The sequence below is a fragment of the Nocardioides sp. NPDC101246 genome (genome assembly GCF_044767415.1).
In the GTDB taxonomy this organism is placed as follows: Bacteria; Actinomycetota; Actinomycetes; order Propionibacteriales; family Nocardioidaceae; genus Nocardioides.
This window is the reverse complement of record NZ_JBIWNX010000011.1, coordinates 33,455-52,126: the sequence shown is the minus strand read 5'-3', so window position 1 is coordinate 52,126 and position 18,672 is coordinate 33,455. Positions and strand designations below refer to the sequence as shown.

16 protein-coding genes are annotated in these 18,672 nt (G+C 70.1%); 12 read left to right on the top strand and 4 right to left on the bottom strand.

Annotated elements, in window-relative coordinates; translation table 11 throughout:
- Positions 1–51: 51 nt before the first annotated feature.
- On the bottom strand, positions 52–786 hold the full coding sequence (gene lipB, locus ACIRON_RS20085) for a lipoyl(octanoyl) transferase LipB (RefSeq protein ID WP_402994766.1): 735 nt from the start codon (positions 784–786) through the stop codon (positions 52–54).
- A gap of 142 nt (positions 787–928) precedes the next feature.
- Here lipB and ACIRON_RS20080 point away from each other — a divergent pair, with 142 nt between their 5' ends.
- Positions 929–1,675 carry a DUF6612 family protein gene (locus ACIRON_RS20080; protein ID WP_402994764.1) on the top strand — a complete coding sequence of 249 codons (747 nt, stop codon included), beginning with the start codon at positions 929–931 and terminating at the stop codon, positions 1,673–1,675.
- A gap of 65 nt (positions 1,676–1,740) precedes the next feature.
- On the opposite strand, the gene sucB is transcribed toward ACIRON_RS20080, so the two are convergent.
- Both sucB and ACIRON_RS20070 read right to left on the bottom strand, forming a co-directional pair.
- Positions 1,741–3,525 carry a 2-oxoglutarate dehydrogenase, E2 component, dihydrolipoamide succinyltransferase gene (gene sucB, locus ACIRON_RS20075; RefSeq protein WP_402994762.1) on the bottom strand — a complete coding sequence of 595 codons (1,785 nt, stop codon included), beginning with the start codon at positions 3,523–3,525 and terminating at the stop codon, positions 1,741–1,743.
- 228 nt (positions 3,526–3,753) lie between these two features.
- Entirely contained in the window at positions 3,754–5,274 is a 1,521-nt protein-coding gene (locus tag ACIRON_RS20070) for a leucyl aminopeptidase (protein WP_402994760.1), read from the bottom strand.
- Positions 5,275–5,351: 77 nt separating this feature from the next.
- On the opposite strand from ACIRON_RS20070, the gene gcvT reads away from it, so the two are divergent.
- The 9 genes from gcvT (at position 5,352) to ACIRON_RS20025 (ending at position 13,119) form a co-directional block, all read left to right on the top strand.
- Positions 5,352–6,494, top strand: a complete 1,143-nt coding sequence (gene gcvT, locus ACIRON_RS20065; RefSeq protein WP_402994759.1) for a glycine cleavage system aminomethyltransferase GcvT — start codon at positions 5,352–5,354, stop codon at positions 6,492–6,494.
- The gene (locus ACIRON_RS20060; RefSeq protein ID WP_355022011.1) at positions 6,494–6,751 is read left to right on the top strand and encodes a hypothetical protein; all 258 of its coding nucleotides are present in this window, start codon (positions 6,494–6,496) and stop codon (positions 6,749–6,751) included. Before gcvT ends, ACIRON_RS20060 begins: the two co-directional genes overlap by 1 nt.
- 9 nt (positions 6,752–6,760) lie before the next feature.
- The gene (locus ACIRON_RS20055) at positions 6,761–7,591 is read left to right on the top strand and encodes a PhzF family phenazine biosynthesis protein (protein WP_402994758.1); all 831 of its coding nucleotides are present in this window, start codon (positions 6,761–6,763) and stop codon (positions 7,589–7,591) included.
- 14 nt (positions 7,592–7,605) lie between these two features.
- On the top strand, positions 7,606–8,400 hold the full coding sequence (locus ACIRON_RS20050; protein ID WP_402994757.1) for a thymidylate synthase: 795 nt from the start codon (positions 7,606–7,608) through the stop codon (positions 8,398–8,400).
- Between the two features lie 22 nt (positions 8,401–8,422).
- Positions 8,423–8,908 (top strand): dihydrofolate reductase, encoded by a 486-nt coding sequence (locus ACIRON_RS20045; RefSeq protein WP_402994756.1) that lies wholly within the window; start codon positions 8,423–8,425, stop codon positions 8,906–8,908.
- A gap of 339 nt (positions 8,909–9,247) precedes the next feature.
- Positions 9,248–9,553, top strand: a complete 306-nt coding sequence (locus ACIRON_RS20040) for a hypothetical protein (protein ID WP_402994754.1) — start codon at positions 9,248–9,250, stop codon at positions 9,551–9,553.
- Between the two features lie 26 nt (positions 9,554–9,579).
- Positions 9,580–10,518, top strand: a complete 939-nt coding sequence (locus tag ACIRON_RS20035; protein WP_402994752.1) for an LLM class F420-dependent oxidoreductase — start codon at positions 9,580–9,582, stop codon at positions 10,516–10,518.
- Positions 10,519–10,534: 16 nt separating this feature from the next.
- On the top strand, positions 10,535–11,422 hold the full coding sequence (gene dapA / locus ACIRON_RS20030) for a 4-hydroxy-tetrahydrodipicolinate synthase (protein WP_091040857.1): 888 nt from the start codon (positions 10,535–10,537) through the stop codon (positions 11,420–11,422).
- Between the two features lie 11 nt (positions 11,423–11,433).
- Positions 11,434–13,119 (top strand): ribonuclease J, encoded by a 1,686-nt coding sequence (locus tag ACIRON_RS20025; protein WP_378871027.1) that lies wholly within the window; start codon positions 11,434–11,436, stop codon positions 13,117–13,119.
- Here the strand turns inward: ACIRON_RS20025 and ACIRON_RS20020 are convergent.
- On the bottom strand, positions 13,116–13,769 hold the full coding sequence (locus ACIRON_RS20020) for a lysoplasmalogenase (RefSeq protein WP_402994749.1): 654 nt from the start codon (positions 13,767–13,769) through the stop codon (positions 13,116–13,118). The two genes, ACIRON_RS20025 and ACIRON_RS20020, sit on opposite strands and share 4 nt — an antisense overlap.
- 76 nt (positions 13,770–13,845) lie before the next feature.
- On the opposite strand from ACIRON_RS20020, the gene ACIRON_RS20015 reads away from it, so the two are divergent.
- Both ACIRON_RS20015 and ACIRON_RS20010 read left to right on the top strand, forming a co-directional pair.
- A complete protein-coding gene (locus tag ACIRON_RS20015) occupies positions 13,846–16,518 on the top strand; it encodes a DNA translocase FtsK (protein ID WP_402994747.1) in 2,673 nt (890 codons plus the stop codon).
- Positions 16,515–18,527, top strand: a complete 2,013-nt coding sequence (locus ACIRON_RS20010) for a helix-turn-helix domain-containing protein (RefSeq protein WP_402994745.1) — start codon at positions 16,515–16,517, stop codon at positions 18,525–18,527. Before ACIRON_RS20015 ends, ACIRON_RS20010 begins: the two co-directional genes overlap by 4 nt.
- Positions 18,528–18,672 lie beyond the last annotated feature (145 nt).

Genomic DNA, 18,672 nt, shown 5'->3' with positions numbered 1-18,672 from the left:
AGCCTACGCCGCGTGGGGGCGGAACCTCGAAGCCAGGTTGTTACTGGTCGGTCACACACTCGGGGTGAGCAGCGGGACCCGCGGGGTCTTGGCCGGGTCGGGCTTGGGGGCCAGGCTCTCGCCCTGGTCGTAGTCGCGCCAGGAGAGCATCTCGGCGACCTGTTCGTGGAGGACGGGCATCGCCTCGGCGTTGCCGATCTGCCGCCCCGCCTCGATCGAGAGCGTCGTCACCCCGGCGTCGGAGATCCCGCACGGCACGAACCGCTCGTACCAGCCCAGGTCGACGTCGCAGTTGAGGGCGATGCCGTGCATGGTCACGTGCTGGCTGACCCGCAGCCCGATCGCACCCACCTTGCGCTCCAGGCGGCGTACGCCGTCGGGGGTCTCGCCAGCGGGCAGCCACACGCCGCTGCGGCCCGGGACGCGGTAGGCGGTGACGCCGAACGCGGCACAGGTGCGGATCATCGCCTGCTCCAGGCGGCGGACGAAGTCGACGACCTTGACCTTCTCCGGCAGCCGCACGATCGGGTAGGCGACGATCTGGCCGGGGCCGTGGAAGGTCACCTCACCGCCGCGGTCGACGTCGATCACCGGCGCGCCGCCGGGATCCGCGGGCCGGTCCTCCGGCTTCGTACGCTTCCCCGCGGTGTAGGTCGGCGGGTGCTCGAGCAGCAGCACGGTGTCGGGCTCTTCGCGGTCCACCACGCGCTGGTGGATCTGCTTCTGCAGCTCCCAGGCGTCCAGGTAGTCGATCGTCCCGACCTCAACGAAGCGCAGCTCAGTCACACCCGCGATCGTACGCCGGGGCGGATAACGGTTTGGCGACAACCCCGCGAGGGTAAAGAGACTGTGCGCAGAATGCGCGTGCTTCGACTGGCCGCGCTCGGGAGCGATCGGTCATCGGATCAGTCTTGAAAGGCACACAGACGTGCGTACCACCCAGAACCGGCGCCGCCTCGCGGCGGCCGCCCTCGCCCTGACCGCGACCTTCACCGTTGCGGCCTGCGGCGGGACCGGCAGCGACGCGAACGACGCAGCCCCCGCAGCCGACGCCGCACCTTCGATCGAGCCCGGCACGACGCTGTCGGCGTCCGAGGCCACGAAGGTCGTGAAAGCGGCCGCCGAGTCCATGTCGACGGTCCACGTCGACATGGAGATCAACGCCGTCGAGGACGGCGAGAAGATCGCCGGGACCGGCGAAGGCGACTTCCAGCAGGACCCGATGGCCTTCCACGTGAAGGGCGAGATCCGCGGTGCCGACGAACCGAGCGCGGTCGAGTTCGTCATCCTCGACGAGACCACGTACGCCAGCATGGACGGCGAGTGGGTGATGGGCGGATTCGCCAGCGTGATGTCCGCGATGATGCCGGCGCCCAACCTCTTCCTGGACTCCGTCACCCGTGCGATCTCGGCCGACACCACGACGTACGTCGGGCAGGAGGCGATCGACGATGTCGACACCGCCCACTACACGTTCGCCGCGGGCGAGTCGGACTTCGGTGCGGAGGGCTCGACGGTCGATGTCAACGTCGACTCCGAGGGTCGGCTCGTGCGGATGAGGATGAACGGCGGCGACGCCGGGGAGATCGTCTTCGACCTGTCCGCTCACGGCGAGCCGGTGACCATCGCGAAGCCGAGCGGCAAGATCACCGACATGTCCGACATGGAGATGTAGCCAGACCTGATGAGATGACGAGCGGCGCGGCCCCGTGGGGACCGCGCCGCTCGTTGCGTACAGGCTCAGATCTCGAACTGAGCGGCCTCGAGGCGCTTCTTGACGTCCTGGAGGAAGCGGCCGGCGTCGGCGCCGTCGACCAGGCGGTGGTCGTAGGTCAGCGCGACGTTGACCATGTAGCGCACCGCGATCGTCTCGCCGAGGTCCGGGTCGTCGATGACGACCGGACGCTTCACGACAGCACCCGGGCCGAGGATGGCGACCTGGGGCTGGTTGATGATCGGGGTGTCGAAGAGCGCACCGAACGAACCCAGGTTGGTGATCGTGAAGGTGCCGCCGGAGAGCTCGTCCGGGGTGATCTTGTTGTTGCGCGTGCGGTCGGCCACGTCGGCGATCTTCTTCGCGATGCCGGCGATCGAGAGGTCGCCCGCGTCCTTGACGACGGGGGTGAGCAGACCCTTCTCGGTGTCGACGGCGAAGGCGATGTTCTCGCGGTCGTAGTAGGTGACCGTGCCGGCCTCGATGTCGATCCCGGCGTTGAGCTTCGGGTGCACCTTGAGCGCGTCGATCGCGGCCTTGGCGAAGAACGGCAGGTACGTCAGCTTGACGCCCTCACGCTGCAGGAACCCGGCCTTGTTGGCCTCACGGAGGCGGGCGATGTTGGTGACATCGACCTCCATGACCTGGGTCAGCTGCGCCGCGGTGTGCAGCGACTCGGTCATCCGCTCGGCGATCACCTTGCGCAGACGCGAGATCTTCTCGGTGGTGCCACGCAGCGGCGACGGGGCCGCGGGGGCGGCGGCAGCGGCCGGAGCGGACGAGGCCGCCGGAGCTGCGGCTGCCGGGGCAGCGGCCGGAGCCGACTTCGCGGCGGCGGCCTGGAGGATGTCCTCCTTGCGGATGCGGCCGCCGACGCCCGAACCCTCGACGGTGTCGAGGTCGACGTTGTGCTGCGCCGCGAGCTTGCGTACGAGCGGGGTCACGTAGCCGCCGGGCTGGATGGCCGGGGAACCGTCGGTGGACGGCGCGGCGTGAGCCGGGGTAGCAGGAGCGGCAGCGGCAGGAGCCGGAGCAGCGGGCGCGGCCGGAGCAGCAGGAGCCGGAGCAGCAGGAGCGGCGGCGGCCGGAGCGGGCTCGGGCTCGGGAGTGGGCTCGGGAGTGGGCTCCGGGGCCGGGGCGGCGGGCGCGGGCTCGGCGGCCGGGGCGGCACCGGCGTCACCGACGAGCGCGAGCACGGCGCCGACCTCGACGGTCTCGTCCTCGGCGACCTTGATCTCGAGCAGGGTGCCGGCGACCGGCGAGGGGATCTCGGTGTCGACCTTGTCGGTGGAGACCTCGAGCAGCGCGTCGTCGACGGCGACGGTGTCGCCGACCTGCTTGAGCCAGCGGGTGACGGTGCCCTCGGTGACCGACTCGCCCAGCGCGGGGAGAGCGACCTCGGTGGCGTTGCCACCGGCAGCGGGCGCCGCAGCGGCGGGCGCGGCGGGAGCCTCGGGCTCGGCCGGAGCGGCAGGAGCGGCCGGGGCCTCGGGCTCGGCAGCCGGAGCGGCAGCCTCGGGCTCGGCCGCGGGCGCGGCGGGCTCCGCCGGAGCGGCTTCGGCGCCGGCCTCGTCGGCAGCGCCGATGACGGCGAGCAGGCCACCGACCTCGACGGTGTCGTCCTCGGCAGCCTTGATCTCGAGCACGGTGCCCGCGACCGGCGAGGGGATCTCGGTGTCGACCTTGTCGGTGGAGACCTCCAGCAGGGCCTCGTCGACCGCAACCGTGTCGCCGACCTGCTTGAGCCAGCGGGTGACGGTGCCCTCGGTGACGGACTCGCCGAGTGCCGGGAGAGTTACTTCGGTGGCCATGAGTTCCTTCGTTCTACGTCTGTTCGTTGCTCTACTTGTATGTCCGGACACGCGCGCCGCCACACCGAGCTCGAGGGCTCGACGAGGAGACTCTGTGAGAAGAGAGGCGCATCGGTCTGGGCCGACACCTGCCCGACGCACTCATGATGCCGCCGGAGGGGCGGCCAAGGGCGTCGATCACGTGGCCCATCTTGTCACTACCCTCGCAGCGCTGTGTCAACCGGACCACTACTGATCGGTAGCCATCTCGCGTACGTAGTCCACCAGTGTTGCCACCGCCACACCCGTGCCTCCGGGAGTGAGGTGGCCCGAGGCGCCCCCACTGTTGAAGGAGGGTCCGGCGATGTCGAGATGGGCCCAGGGGAGACCGCCGGTGAACTCGCGCAGGAAGGCGGCCGCGTACAGCCCACCGCCCCAGCGGATCCAGTCGTGCTGGTTGAGGTCGGCCACCTTGGAGGAACGGATTCGCTCGTCCATCCATTCCGGGATGGGCATCGGCCACATCTGCTCGCCTGCGACGTCGGCGGCGGCGAGGACGCGGTCGACGACCTCCTCGGAGCCGAGCACGCCGCTGACCCGGTCACCCAGCGCCATCACCATGTGACCGGTGAGCGTGGCGACGTCGATGATCAGGTCCGGCGAGACCTCGGTGGCCCGCACCAGGGCGTCGGCGAGGACCATCCGCCCCTCGGCGTCCATATTGGAGACCTCGACGGTCGTGCCGCCGTAGTGGGTGACCACGTCGCCGGGCCGGTAGGACGAGCCGGAGACCATGTTCTCCGCCATCGGTACGAACGCGGAGACCTTCACCGGCAGCCCGAGGCGGGCGATCGCGAAGGTCGCCTGGGCCACCGCGGCCGCCCCGGCCATGTCCGACTTCATCGTGGACATCGAGCTGCCCGGCTTGATCGTGAGGCCGCCGGAGTCGAAGGTGATGCCCTTGCCGACCAGCGCGATGTGGCCGCGCGCGTCCTCGGGGGAGTAGGTGAGCTCGACCAGGCGCGGCGCGGCCGCCGAGCCCATGCCCACCGCGAGGATGCCGCCGCAGCCGAGCTCGGCGAGCTGCTCCTCGTCGTAGACGGTCGCCTCGACGCCCTCGACCAGCCCGGCCACGTGCGCGATGGCGTCGGCGAACGCCGGGGGAGTCAGGTCGGCCGGCGGGACGTTGACCCACTCGCGGGTGCCGGCGACCGCCTGGGCGAGGATCTGCGCCTCCTCGAAGGCGGTGACCGCGTCGGTACGCCGCGCGATCGTGCTCAGGATCGCGACATCGCTCGGTCCGTTGCCCTCGGACTTGGCCGCGCCTGACTTATAGGCGGTGTAGGTGTAGCCGCCGAGGAGATAGCCCTCGGTGACGGCCCGCACCAGATCGGGGGTGTCGGCCGGCAGGGAGACGGCGACGGAGGTGGCGTTGGGCACCGAGCGGGCGGCGGCGCCCGCGGCGCGGCGTACGGCATCGGTCGAGTACGTCCCGTCCGCACCCAGCTTGCCGAGCCCGACCAGCACGAGGAGCTGGGCGCCGATCTCGTCCCCGGCGGGCAGACGGGTGACCTCGCCGGCCTTGCCGCTGACGCCGAGCGTGGCGAGCATCCCCCGCCACCGGCGCCCGTAGGCGGCCTTGACGTCCTCTGCGCAGGAGGGCACCTCGACATCCTTCGCGCCCTGGCCGATGCCGACGACGACCGCCTCGGCACGGGTCTTGGCGGGGGAGGCGGTACGCAGCGTGTAGGTGATGTCAGGCAGGGTCACGCCGTGCAGTCTAGGTGTGGCGCGCCCGGAGGGGGCGCGGACCGGGGAGTGTCGGCCTGGTGCGATAAGTTCGCGGTATGGCTGAAGAGACCTCCATGGGGGGCGGGTCGGAGCTGCTCCAGTCCCCTCTGCACGAAAACCACGTCGGGCTCGGCGCGAAGTTCGGTGAGTTCGGCGGCTGGTCGATGCCGCTGGAGTACTCCGGAGTCGTCAAGGAGCACACGGCGGTCCGTGAGGCGGTCGGCGTCTTCGATGTCAGCCACCTGGGCAAGGTCATGATCAGCGGGCCGGGTGCGGCCGACTTCGTCAACGCGTCCTTCACCAACGACCTCCACCGGATCAAGCCCGGCAAGGCCCAGTACACGCTGTGCTGCGACGAGGAGTCCGGCGGCATCGTCGACGACCTGATCGCCTACTACCGCGATGACGAGCACGTCCTGATCGTTCCCAACGCCGCCAACACCCCCGAGGTCGTACGCCGGCTCCAGGAGGCCGCGCCCGAGGAGATCAACCTCGTCGACCACCACCGCGACTACGCGGTGCTCGCCGTCCAGGGGCCGAAGTCGGACGAGCTGCTCGAGGCGGTCGGGCTGCCGGCCGGTCACGAGTACATGTCCTTCGTGGAGGCGGCCGCTCCCGACGTACTCGGTGACGAGATCGGCGTCGTCGTGTGCCGCTCCGGCTACTCCGGTGAGCGCGGCTACGAGCTGATCGTCGCCAACGAGGCCGCCGGCGCGCTCTGGGACGCGCTGCTGTCCCGGGGCGAGGAGCTGGGCGCGGTCCCGTGCGGCCTCGGCGCCCGCGACACGTTGCGTACGGAGATGGGCTACCCGCTCCACGGCCAGGACATCGCGCTCGACGTCACCCCCAACGAGGCCGGCCTCGGCTGGGCCGTCGGCTGGAAGAAGGACGCCTTCTGGGGTCGCGACAAGCTGGTCGCGGAGAAGGAGGCCGGCCCGAAGCGCGCCCTGCGCGGCATCGTTGCCGTCGGCCGCGGCATCCCGCGCCCACACATGACCGCCTCCCTGACCGCCGACGTGCCGGTCGGCGAGGTCACCTCCGGCACCTTCTCGCCCACGCTGAAGAAGGGTGTCGGCCTCGTGCTCGTCTCCACGACGGTCAACCCCGAGGCCGAGATCGGGATCGACGTACGCGGCCGCCGCGAGATCTTCCAGCTCACCAAGCCGCCGTTCGTCGCCTCGCACGTGCGGGAGGGCTGATGAGCATCCCTGACGTTCCTTCGGTGTTCAAGCAGCCCACCGCCGCCGACCGGCCGTGGTGGTGGCAGCTCGTCGACGCCTCGGGTGCCGAGGTGTCGGTCGACGGCGACCTCGCCGGCCAGCGCTTCGCCAACCAGAGCGACGCCGAGTCGTGGGTGGGCGAGGTCTGGCAGGACCTGCTGGACGCGGGCGTGGCCGCGGTGGTGCTCTTCGAGCACGACCGGCAGGTCTACGGCCCGATGAAGCTCACCGCCTGAGGGGTGGGCATGACCAGCTTCGAGTTCCGCCAGGTCGACGTCTTCACCGCCGAGCCGCTGCTGGGCAACCCGGTCGCGGTCGTCCACGGGGCCGACGGCCTCACCGACGAGCAGATGGCCGCCTTCGCGCGGTGGACGAACCTGTCCGAGACCACGTTTCTGCTGGCGCCGACGGACCCGGCGGCGGACTACCGGCTGCGGATCTTCACGGTCAGCGGTGAGCTGCCGTTCGCGGGGCACCCGACACTCGGCTCGGCGCACGCCTGGCTGGAGGCGGGCGGGACGCCCCAGGGCGCGAGTCTGGTGCAGGAGTGCGGCGTCGGTCTGGTCGAGCTGCGCCGCGAGGAGCGGATCGCCTTCGCGGCACCCGCGCTGATCCGTGGCGGCGAGGTCGACGAGGAGACCCTGGTCGCGATCGCGAGGGGCCTGCGGATCGGGCGCGACGACATCCAGGACGCGCAGTGGTGCGACAACGGCCCGGGCTGGGTCGGGGTGATGCTCGCCGACGCGGAGGCCGTGCTGGCCGTCACCCCGGACCACGCCGCGCTGGGGGATCACAAGGTCGGCCTGGTCGGCCGCTACCCCGAGGGCAGCGAGTGCGCGGTCGAGGTCCGGGCGTTCTTCCCGGCCGACGGCGTCGCCTTCGAGGACCCGGTCACGGGGTCGCTCAACGCCGCGCTGGGGCAGTGGCTGGCGGGGTCGCGGCTCCCGGAGGCGTACGTCGCATCGCAGGGGACCGTCATGAGACGGCGTGGCCGGGTGCACATCAACAGGGCCGGCGACCAGGTGTGGGTGGGCGGAGACACACTGACCACCATCCATGGCACGGTCGAGCTCTGACCTAGGCTGGGGTCGTGCAGTCCTACCTCGATCTGTTGACCCGCATCCTCGACGAGGGCGTGGAGAAGTCCGACCGCACCGGGACGGGCACGCTCAGCGTCTTCGGGCACCAGACCCGCTACGACCTGGCCGAGGGCTTCCCGCTGCTGACCACGAAGAAGGTCCACACCCGGTCGGTCTTCGGTGAGCTGCTCTGGTTCCTGCGCGGCGACACCAACGTGCGCTGGCTCCAGGAGCGCGGCATCACGATCTGGGACGAGTGGGCCGACGAGAACGGCGACCTGGGGCCGGTCTACGGCTACCAGTGGCGCTCCTGGCCGACTCCGGACGGTCGTCACGTCGACCAGATCGCCCGGATCATCGACCAGATCAAGCAGGACCCCGACAGCCGCCGCCACGTCATCAGCGCCTGGAACCCGGCCGACATCGACGACATGGCGCTGCCGCCGTGCCACACGCTGTGCCAGTTCTACGTCGCCGACGGCAAGCTGAGCCTGCAGCTCTACCAGCGCTCCGCCGACGTGTTCCTGGGGGTGCCGTTCAACATCGCCTCCTACGCCCTGCTCACCCATATGGTCGCCCATACCACCGGCCTCGAGCCGGGTGAGTTCGTGCACACCCTCGGCGACGCCCACCTCTACAGCAACCATCTCGAGCAGGCCCGCCTCCAGCTCACCCGCGAGCCGAGGCCGCTGCCGAGGCTTAGGCTCAACCCGGAGGTCAAGGACATCGACGCCTTCGAGCTCGAGGACATCACGGTGGAGGGCTACGACCCGCACCCCGTCATCAAGGCTCCCATTGCCGTCTGAGACCGGTCCACGGCGCATCGTCATGGTCGCCGCCGTGGCCGACAACGGAGTCATCGGCAACGGTCCCGACATCCCCTGGAAGATCCCCGGCGAGCAGGCCGAGTTCAAGGCGATCACGATGGGCCACACGCTCGTCATGGGCCGCACCACCTTCGAGTCCATCGGCCGTCCCCTCCCCGGCCGCACGACCGTGGTCCTCACCACCGACAAGTACTGGTCGTACGACGGGGTCCTCGTCGCCCACGACATCGACTCCGCCCTCGCCATCGCCGCGGCGGAGCAGGGCGACACGGTCGTCGCCGGGGGAGCACAGGTCTACGAGGCCGCCCTCCCGTACGCCACCGAGCAGGTCATCACCCGCGTCCATCTGACTCCGGAGGGCGACGTTCTCTACCCCGGCTTCGACGAGGCGGAGTGGGTCGAGACGGCGCGTGAGCCGCATGAGGCGTACGACCGGGTGTTCCTCCGTCGCGTCGAGACCTCAGCCCCCTCCACCGCCTCTACCTGATCGACGACAGGACAGGGATCCCGCCCGCTATGACTGAGGATCCGAGCTTGTGAACGATTCACAAGCTCGGATCCTCAGTCATAGCGCCGGATCGTTCTCCTGCCGCGAGTGAGAGCGGGCGACGCTGCCGTCAGATTGTCGGTGCTCGTACGTATGTTCGGTATGTGTGGATCACTACGACCGAAGCCGTGCTCCGGCTCGCCGACGTGCACGTGTTGGGCGAAGCCCAGGCGAAGCGGGTGCTGCGCGCAGGGCTGGCCGGCCCGCGCCACCGGGTCGGGTCGGCGTACTTCTATGAGAACGAACGCTTCGAGGAACTCCTTGCGCGGCCGAGGTGCAGTGACGAGACGCTCGATCGATGGCGGCCGTTCATCGCTCGGGGCCTGGGCGGTCTTCACCGCTGACCTGGTCGGGCTCGACAGGGCAGATCTTCGGCTGGAGCCGCCGGGGGACTGGTCGGCCGATTTCGTCGGCACCTGGCTTCCGATCGAGAACGGGCCGACCTGGACGATCTGGGGAGCGCCCGTCACGACATCGCCGCGAGCCGATCCGCTGAGCGTCGACTACCAGGCGCAGGTCGCCGCCGATCGCGAGCGCCGCGAGCTGAGCTCTACGGCCCGCCTCCGCTCCCGAACGCGCGAGTAGGTCTCGACCCCTCTAAGGTAAACCGCATGGAGCTGCGCATCTTCACCGAGCCCCAGCAGGGGGCGTCCTACGCCGACATCCTCGCTGTCGCCCAGAAGGCCGAGGAGCTGGGGTTCGGGGCGTTCTTCCGCTCCGACCACTACCTGAAGATGGGTTCGGTCGACGGGCTGCCCGGACCCAGCGACGCGTGGACGACGCTCGCCGGCCTGGCCCGCGACACGAGCACGATCCGGCTCGGCACGCTGGTCACCTCGGCGACCTTCCGCCTCCCGGGGGTGCTGGCGATCCAGGCCGCCAACGTCGACGACATGTCCGAGGGCCGGGTCGAGCTCGGCCTGGGGGCGGGTTGGTTCGAGCAGGAGCACGAGGCGTACGGGATCCCGTTCCCGGCTCTGGGAGAGCGGTTCGACCGGCTGGAGGAGCAGCTCGAGATCATCACCGGGCTGTGGGCGACCGAGCCGGGGGAGACCTTCGACTTCAACGGGAAGCACTACACGATCAAGGAGAGCCCGGGCCTGCCGAAGCCCGTCCAGACCCGTGGCCACGCCGGCTCGATCCCGGTGATCGTGGGCGGCGGCGGCAAGAAGCGTACGCCGACGCTGGCCGCCACCTTCGCCGACGAGTTCAACGCCGCGTTCGTCTCCGTCGAGGAGTCCCAGGCGCTGTTCGAGAACGTCGAGCGCTTCGTCGAGGCGGCGGGCCGGGACGACTCGATCATCTACTCCGCGGCCCAGGTGCTCTGCGTCGGCCGCGACGAGGACGAGATCGCCGCCCGTGCCCGGGCGATCGGACGCGAGCCCGCCGAGCTTCGTGAGAACGGCCTGGCCGGGACCCCGGGCGAGGTGGTCGCCAAGATCAAGCGGTTCGAGGACGTCGGCGCGTCCCGGATCTACCTCCAGGTGCTGGACCTGAGCGATCTCGACCATCTCGCACTCGTAGCCGACGAGGTCATGCCGCGCGTCTGACGATAGTCTGTACGCCATGACTGATGCTCCCTTCGGCACCGTGCTCTCCGCACTCGTCACGATGTTCAACGACGACGGCTCGGTCGACCTGGAGCAGACCCAGAAAGTCGCCAAGCACCTGGTCGATCACGGCCACGACGGCATCGTCGTCTCCGGCACCACCGGCGAATCGCCGACCACCACCCCCGCCGAGGACGGCGAGATCCTGGCCGCGGTCAAGGACGCCGTCGGCGACCGCGCCAAGATCGTGGCCGGCATCGGCACCAACGACACCCGCACCACCGTCGAGCTCGCCAAGCAGGCGGCGTCGATCGGCGCCGACGGCCTGCTGCTGGTGACGCCCTACTACAACAAGCCGGGCGAGCGCGGCATCCGCGAGCACTTCCGCACCGTCGTCGGAGCCACCGACACCCCGGTCATCCTCTACGACGTCCCCGGCCGCACCGGCTCCCCGATCACCCTCGACACCTACCGCGAGGCGATCACCTGGGACACCGTCGTGGCGGTCAAGGAGGCGGCCGGCGACTTCCCGCGCGGCACCCGCCTGCTCGACCTCGGCTACTCGATCTACTCCGGTGACGACGCGCTCACCCTCGCCTGGCTGGCGCACGGCGCCGTCGGCGTGATCAGCGTCGCCGCCCACGTGCTCGGCGACCAGACGCGGACGATGATCGACGCCTTCGCGGCGAGCGACATCGAGACCGCCCGCAAGACTTATGCGCGGATGCTCCCCGCGATCGACGCCATCATGGGCGTCCCGAACTACGGAGCCACCACTGCCAAGGCCGCTCTCGAGCTGACCGGCGTGATCGACAACCGCAACGTACGAGGGCCCCTGGTGGCGCTCGAGGCGGACGAGGTCGAGGCGCTGCGAGCCGGGCTGGAGGCCTCTGGCCTTCTTTAGAAGGAACGCCTTTGTCTCACCCACACCCGGAGCTGACCGAACCCGGCAAGCTCCCCAAGGGCGGCCTGCGGGTCACCCCTCTCGGCGGCCTCGGCGAGGTCGGCCGCAACATGACCGTCTTCGAGTACGACGGCCGGTTGCTGATCGTTGACTGCGGCGTGCTCTTCCCCGAGGAGCAGCAGCCCGGCGTCGACCTGATCCTGCCCGACTTCGGCCCGATCCGTGACCGGCTCGGCGACATCGAGGCGCTGGTCCTGACCCACGGTCACGAGGACCACATCGGGGCGACCCCCTACCTGCTCCGTGAGCGGCAGAACATCCCGCTGGTCGGCTCCGAGCTGACCCTGGCCCTGCTCGGCTCGAAGCTGCGCGAGCACCGCCTGCGCGAGACCGTCCAGCACAAGGTACGCGAGGGCGACACGATCTCCTTCGGGCCCTTCGAGCTCGAGTTCGTCGCCGTCAACCACTCCATCCCGGACGCGCTCGCGGTCGCGATCCGCACCGGCGCCGGGCTCGTGCTGCACACCGGCGACTTCAAGATGGACCAGCTGCCGCTGGACGGCCGGATCACCGACCTGCGCGCGTTCGCCCGGCTCGGCGAGGAGGGTGTGGACCTGTTCCTCACCGACTCCACCAACGCCGAGGTCCCCGGCTTCACGACCGCGGAGAAGAAGATCGCGCCCGCGATCGAGCAGGTCTTCCGCGAGTCCGACCAGCGCATCATCGTGGCCTGCTTCGCCTCCCACGTGCACCGCGTCCAGCAGGTGCTCGACAGCGCGGTCGCGCACGGCCGCAAGGTGGCGTACGTCGGTCGCTCGATGGTCCGCAACATGCAGATCGCCTCCGACCTGGGCTACCTGCACGTGCCCGAGGACGTGATCGTCGACGCCAAGGAGCTCGCCGAGCTGCCGCCGGAGCGCGTCGTCATGGTCTCGACCGGCTCGCAGGGCGAGCCGATGTCGGCGCTGTCGCGGATCGCCAACGGCACCCACAACTTCGTGCACATCGAGCCGGGCGACACCGTCCTGCTCGCGAGCAGCCTGATCCCCGGCAACGAGAACTCGGTCTACCGGGTGATCAACGGCCTGGCCCGCCTCGGCGCCAACGTCGTCCACAAGGGCAACGCCCTGGTGCACGTCTCCGGTCACGCCAGCGCCGGTGAGCTGCTCTACTGCTACAACATCGTCCGCCCGCGCAACGTGATGCCCGTCCACGGCGAGGTGCGCCACCTGCTCGCCAACGGCGACCTGGCCCGCCAGACCGGCGTGGAGAGCGTCGTCTACGCCGAGGACGGCGTGGTCGTCGACCTCATCGACGGCAAGGCCGAGATCGCGGGCAAGGTCGAGTGCGGCTACGTCTTCGTCGACGGCACCACCGTCGGCGACGTCACCGAGTCTGAGCTCAAGGACCGCCGCATCCTGTCCGAGGAGGGCTTCGTCTCGATCATCGTCGTGGTCGACTCGGTCAAGGGCACCGTCGCCAGCGGCCCCGAGATCCACGCCCGCGGCCATGTCTGGCCGGACAACGCCTTCGAGCCGATCAAGCAGCCGATCGTCAAGGCGGTCAACCGCGCTATCTCGGAAGGTGCGACCGACACCTACCAGCTGCAGCAGGCCATCCGGCGTACGTTCGGCCGCTGGGTCTCCAGCACCCACCGTCGCCGGCCGATGATCGTCCCCGTGGTGATCGAGGCCTAGAGGGCCAACAGCACGCCAGCCGTGATCAGCGCCTGGCCGACGTGGTAGGTCACCATGATCTGCACGTTGGTCAGGCGGGGCGGCGCGTTGCCGTGCTCGGCGAGGTTGAGCCCGATCAAGGTGTCGCTGACGACGAAGATCAGCGCACCCAGCGCGATCCACACGCTTCCGGTCAACCAGCCGAGCACGAGCATGGTGGCGATCACCAGGGAGTACGCAGCCAGGGCCACCGCCATCGGCGCACCGCCCATCTCCTGCGCGCCGCGGAGCACCCGGCGCATCGGGATCGCCAGCACGACCGCGACCGCGATCCCGGCCCAGGACCACCAGGGGGTCTCCAGGCCGAGGGCGAGGAAGGTCGCGGCGTAGGCCAGGTGGCCGATGAAGAACAACCCCACGCCGCCGAGGAATCGTCGCGCCGAGGACCCGATCATCGAGATGTCGCCGAGCATCCCGAAGAAGAGCGCGAAGACCAGCCACCATGCGGCCGGCTCACCGTCGCTGACCAGTCCCACCAGCACCATCAGCCCCACCATCACCAGCGGCTTGGTGACGTAGTGGATCCGCCGCCAGCCGAACCACACACAGGTCCAGTCCGCCACGGCATCGGCGGCGGTGAGAACGGCAACGAGGACTGCGAGGCTCTGCATGGCGGCAAACTACACCGATGCAACACACCCCCATGGGGTCCCGGAGCCAAGCCGCTCGGTCAAATACCCTGCTTATATGGCGACCCGTACGTCTTCCCCGCCGGGTTCGCGGAGCTCGACCACCAATAAGAGCACCCGTCCCCGGAGTACGACCACGACAAAGCGAGCAACGGCCACGAGCCGGGCCCGCTCAAAGGCAGCGCCGAACAAAGGCCAGAACAAGCGCCGTCCCGCCGCAAAGTCGGCCAACCGGAAGACGACGAACCGTACGCCACCTCGCGCCGTACGCAACGGGCCCAGCCCGATCGCGGTCCTCTTCGACGCCATCTTCTCCACCATCGCGAGCCTATGGCTGGCGATCGCCGGGGGAGTGGCGGCCATCTTCCGTGTGGGCGGCCAGGCCGCCAGCGACCTCGAGCCGGAGCACCGGCGAGACGGCGCCGGCCTGTTCCTGATCGGTCTCTCCGTCCTCGTCGCCGCCGGCGTCTGGTTCCAGCTCGGCGGGCAGTTCTTCGACGTCGTACGCATCGCCGTGGCCGGCGTCGTGGGCAAGGTCGGCTGGCTGGTGCCGGTCGGGCTCGTCGTCGGCGGAATCCGGCTGATGCGCGACCCGGTCAACGCCGCCCCGGTCGGCCGGCTCGCGATCGGCTGGTCCGCGTTCCTGATGGCCACGCTCGGCATCATCCAGATCGCCAACGGCAACCCGCAGCCCACCTCGGGCGACAGCACCGAGCTGCAGTGGGCCGGCGGTGCGATCGGCTACGTCGTGGCCAGCCTGCTGCTCGACGTCATGCGCTCGACGGCCGTGGTCGTCGTACTCCTGTCCCTTCTCGTCGTCTTCGGGATCCTGGTGATCACCGGGACCCCGCTCTACCAGGTGCCGAGTCGTCTGGTGGAGCTGCGCGACCGGGCGCTCGGCCTGACGCCGCCCGAGGAGATGAGCGAGAGCGGCACCAACATCCGGCGGGTGCGCCGGGGCGGCAGGCTCTTCGCCGACGACGACACCTTCGACCCGGAGGGCTTCGAGCCCTACGAGACGCCGCTCCTCGAGGAGGAGAAGCCGAAGAAGAAGCGCAAGAAGGACGGGCTCGACATCGCGCTCGCCCTCGACGAGGACTCCGACGCCGACACCCAGCCCGACGAGGCCGTGCCCAGCGACGCGGCGGGCCTCATGCCCGCGGTCACCGACACCGCACCGAAGGCTGGCAAGCGGCGCGACCTCGAGCCGCCGCCGCACGCCGAGCTGCCCCAGCGCGTGGAGCAGCTGATGCTCGCCGGCGACGTCGCCTACACGTTGCCGGGCAGCGACCTGCTCAAGCCGGGATCGCCGCACAAGGCTCGTTCCAAGGCCTCCGACGACATCGTCAACCGGCTCCAGGCGGTGCTGGAGGAGTTCAACATCGACGCCGCGGTCACCGGCTACACCCGTGGCCCGACGGTGACGCGCTACATCGTCGAGCTCGGATCGGGTGTGAAGGTCGAGAAGATCACCGGCATCCAGAAGAACATCGCCTACGCGGTGGCCTCCGCGGACGTACGCATCCTCAGCCCGATCCCCGGCAAGTCCGCGGTCGGCGTGGAGATCCCCAACAGCGACAAGGAGATCGTCACCCTCGGCGACGTGCTGCGCTCCAACGCGGCGCGCGGCGACCACCACCCGATGATCACCGGTGTCGGCAAGGACGTCGAGGGCGGCTTCGTGGTCGCCAACCTCGCCAAGATGCCCCACCTGCTGGTCGCGGGTGCGACCGGCTCGGGTAAGTCGTCGTTCATCAACTCCATGATCACCTCGGTGCTGATGCGGGCCACGCCCGACGAGGTGCGGATGATCATGGTCGACCCCAAGCGGGTCGAGCTCAACGCCTACGAGGGCGTGCCGCACCTGATCACGCCGATCATCACCAACCCGAAGAAGGCCGCCGAGGCGCTGGCCTGGGTCGTACGCGAGATGGACATGCGCTACGACGACCTCGCCAACTTCGGCTTCCGTCACGTCGACGACTTCAACAAGGCCGTACGCGCCGGGAAGGTGCAGCTCCCGCCCGACTCCGAGCGGGTCCTGTCGCCCTACCCCTACCTGCTGGTCATCGTCGACGAGCTCGCCGACCTGATGATGGTCGCCCCGCGCGACGTCGAGGACGCGGTCGTACGCATCACCCAGCTCGCCCGTGCCGCCGGCATCCACCTGGTGCTGGCCACGCAGCGGCCCTCGGTCGACGTGGTCACCGGTCTGATCAAGGCCAACGTGCCCTCGCGGCTCGCCTTCGCGACCTCGTCGCTGGCCGACTCGCGCGTCATCCTCGACCAGCCCGGTGCGGAGAAGCTGGTCGGCCAGGGTGACGGGCTGTTCCTGCCGATGGGCTCCTCCAAGCCGATCCGTGTGCAGGGCTCGTGGGTCTCCGAGAGCGAGATCAACGCGGTCGTGAAGTCGGTGAAGGGACAGCTCGAGCCGTCCTACCGTGAGGACGTGACCGCGCCGGCGGAGTCGAAGCGGGTGCTCGACGACGACATCGGCGACGACATGGATCTGGTGATCCAGGCGATCGAGCTGATCGTCTCGACCCAGTTCGGGTCGACCTCGATGCTGCAGCGCAAGCTCCGCGTCGGGTTCGCCAAGGCTGGCCGGCTGATGGATATCCTCGAGTCGCGCGGGGTGGTCGGTCCCTCCGAGGGCTCCAAGGCACGCGACGTACTCGTCAAGCCGGACGAGATCGACGGCGTCATCGCAACGATCCAGGGGGAGATGTGAGCGAGAATTCACCGGCGGTCGAGACCGTCGACCCTGCCGAGGCTGTCGAGACTGTCGACGCCGTCGAGACTCGTGATGTCGATGTCGTCGAGGTACGCCGCAACGGCCGCCTCGCGCTGGTGGTGGCGCTCGCGTCGCTGCTGGTCGGCATCGCCTTCGTGACACGCGGCGGCATCGAGGGCTACCTGGTCGGCCTGATCCTGCTCGTCGTCGCGGCGGTGCAGGGCTGGACGGCCTGGGACTCCCGGATGCCGCTGCTGCTCGTCGACGAGCAGGGCGTACGCCTCCGCTTCGGCCAGACCTGGCAGGGCATCCCGTGGTCCAAGATCGAGTCCGTCGAGCACACCCCTCGCCCGGACGGGATCGAGCGGTTCTGGAAGGACGGTCGCATCGGCGTGCTGCTGCACGACGAGGACGAGGTGCTCGAGGAGCTCTCGCCGACCGCCCGGCGCCAGGCGATGCTGACCGAGCGCCTCTACGGCCTGCCGTTCTCGCTCCCGCTCGGCCTCTCCACCCGCGTCCTGGGCGCCGGTGACGACGTCACCGAGGCCATCGCGATCGTCGCCGCCGACGGCGTCGAGGTCGTCGAGATCGACCCCGGGCTCGACGCGGAGGACGCGGAGACGGACCTCGACGAGGACGCCTCCGAGAGCGCTGTCGAGGACGCTGATGACGACATCGACGAGGACGTCGACGGCGTCGTCGGTGCTGCCGCGGACGACGGTGACACCGCGATCCGCCCGCCCCTCTCCGAGCAGGCCGGAGACACCAACCCCCGGATGCTCCGGGTCTTGGACGAGCCTGATATCAATGCCGCAGACGTGGCGGACGAGGCGGAGCAGGACCAGGTGGACCGGGACACGGAGACGACCGGAGCGCGGTCGAACGAGGGCGCAGCCGCGGGCAGCGCGGAGCCGGACGAGACGGCGCCGGCGACCGACCCCGAGCCCGGGGTGAATCGCGTGAGCGAGGCGAAGGCGGAGCCGGTCGCACCGCTGCGCGAGCCGTCGACGGCGGTCCGGGTGGACGTACGTTATGTGCCCGAGGAGCCGCAGGAGACCATCGCCGTCCACGGCGCCAACGCGCTCCAGCTGGATCTGGCGCAGGCCGCGTTCGCCGACGTGGACGTCGAGGAAGCCGATCTCGACGAGGAGACCCAGGTCTCCGCGATCGAGCCTGCCGTCGAGGACTCCGAGCCCGAGGGCGTACGTCCGGTCGCGGTGCCCGACGAGGGCGTCAAGGCGCTCTCGATCGACGATGTCGACGACCAGGAGACCGAGGTCGTGCCGGCCAAGGTCCCGGAGATCGGCGCCGAGATCGCCGCGGCCCGCCGCCGGCTCGCCCTGGACATGGACGGCCTGGCCGAGTGGACGCGGATCCGTCCGCACGTCATCGAGGCGATCGAGGTCGACGACTTCGGCCCCTGCGGCGGCGACTTCTACGCCCGCGGCCACCTGCGTACGCTGGCGCGTGTCCTCGGCATCGAGGTCGCGCCGCTGCTGCGCACCTATGACGAGAAGTACGCCTCCGGCCCGGTCAGTCCGCGTGCCGTCTTCGAGGCCGAGCTCGCCCACAGTGCGGCGATCCGCCCCGTCCGGCGGATGCGTGGCGGCCCGTCCTGGTCGGTCCTGGTCGCCGCGGTGATGGCGGTGATCCTGGTCTGGTCGGTCGCGCGCCTGGTCATCGACGGCACCCAGCACGAGCCCGAGGCCGGAGCGATCCAGCTCGACGGCTCTGCCGGCACCGACAGCCCCTACGGCAAGTCGTCGCCCGTCGCGGTGACCGTCTCCGCCGCCGGTGGCGGTGCCCACGTGGTCGTCCGCGACTCGCGCGGCAAGGTGGTCTTCAGCGGCGACCTCGCCTTCGGAGAGTCCAAGGTGCTCCAGGTCACCCCACCCCTGCGCGTACAGACCTCCGACGGGTCCCTCAAGGTCGCGATCGGCGACGGCAAGGCCAAGGCCCTCGGCAAGACCGGCGAAGCCGCTCAGCGCACCTACACCGCCAACTAGCACCACCTGCGTCAGACGATGCCGAGTCGGGGGGGGGGGGGGGGGCCCCCCCCCCCCGGGCGGGGGGGGGGGGGGGGCGCGCCCCGCGGGGGGGGGGGGGGGGGGGGGGGGGGGGGCGGCGCGGGCCCCCGGGCACCGGCAACCC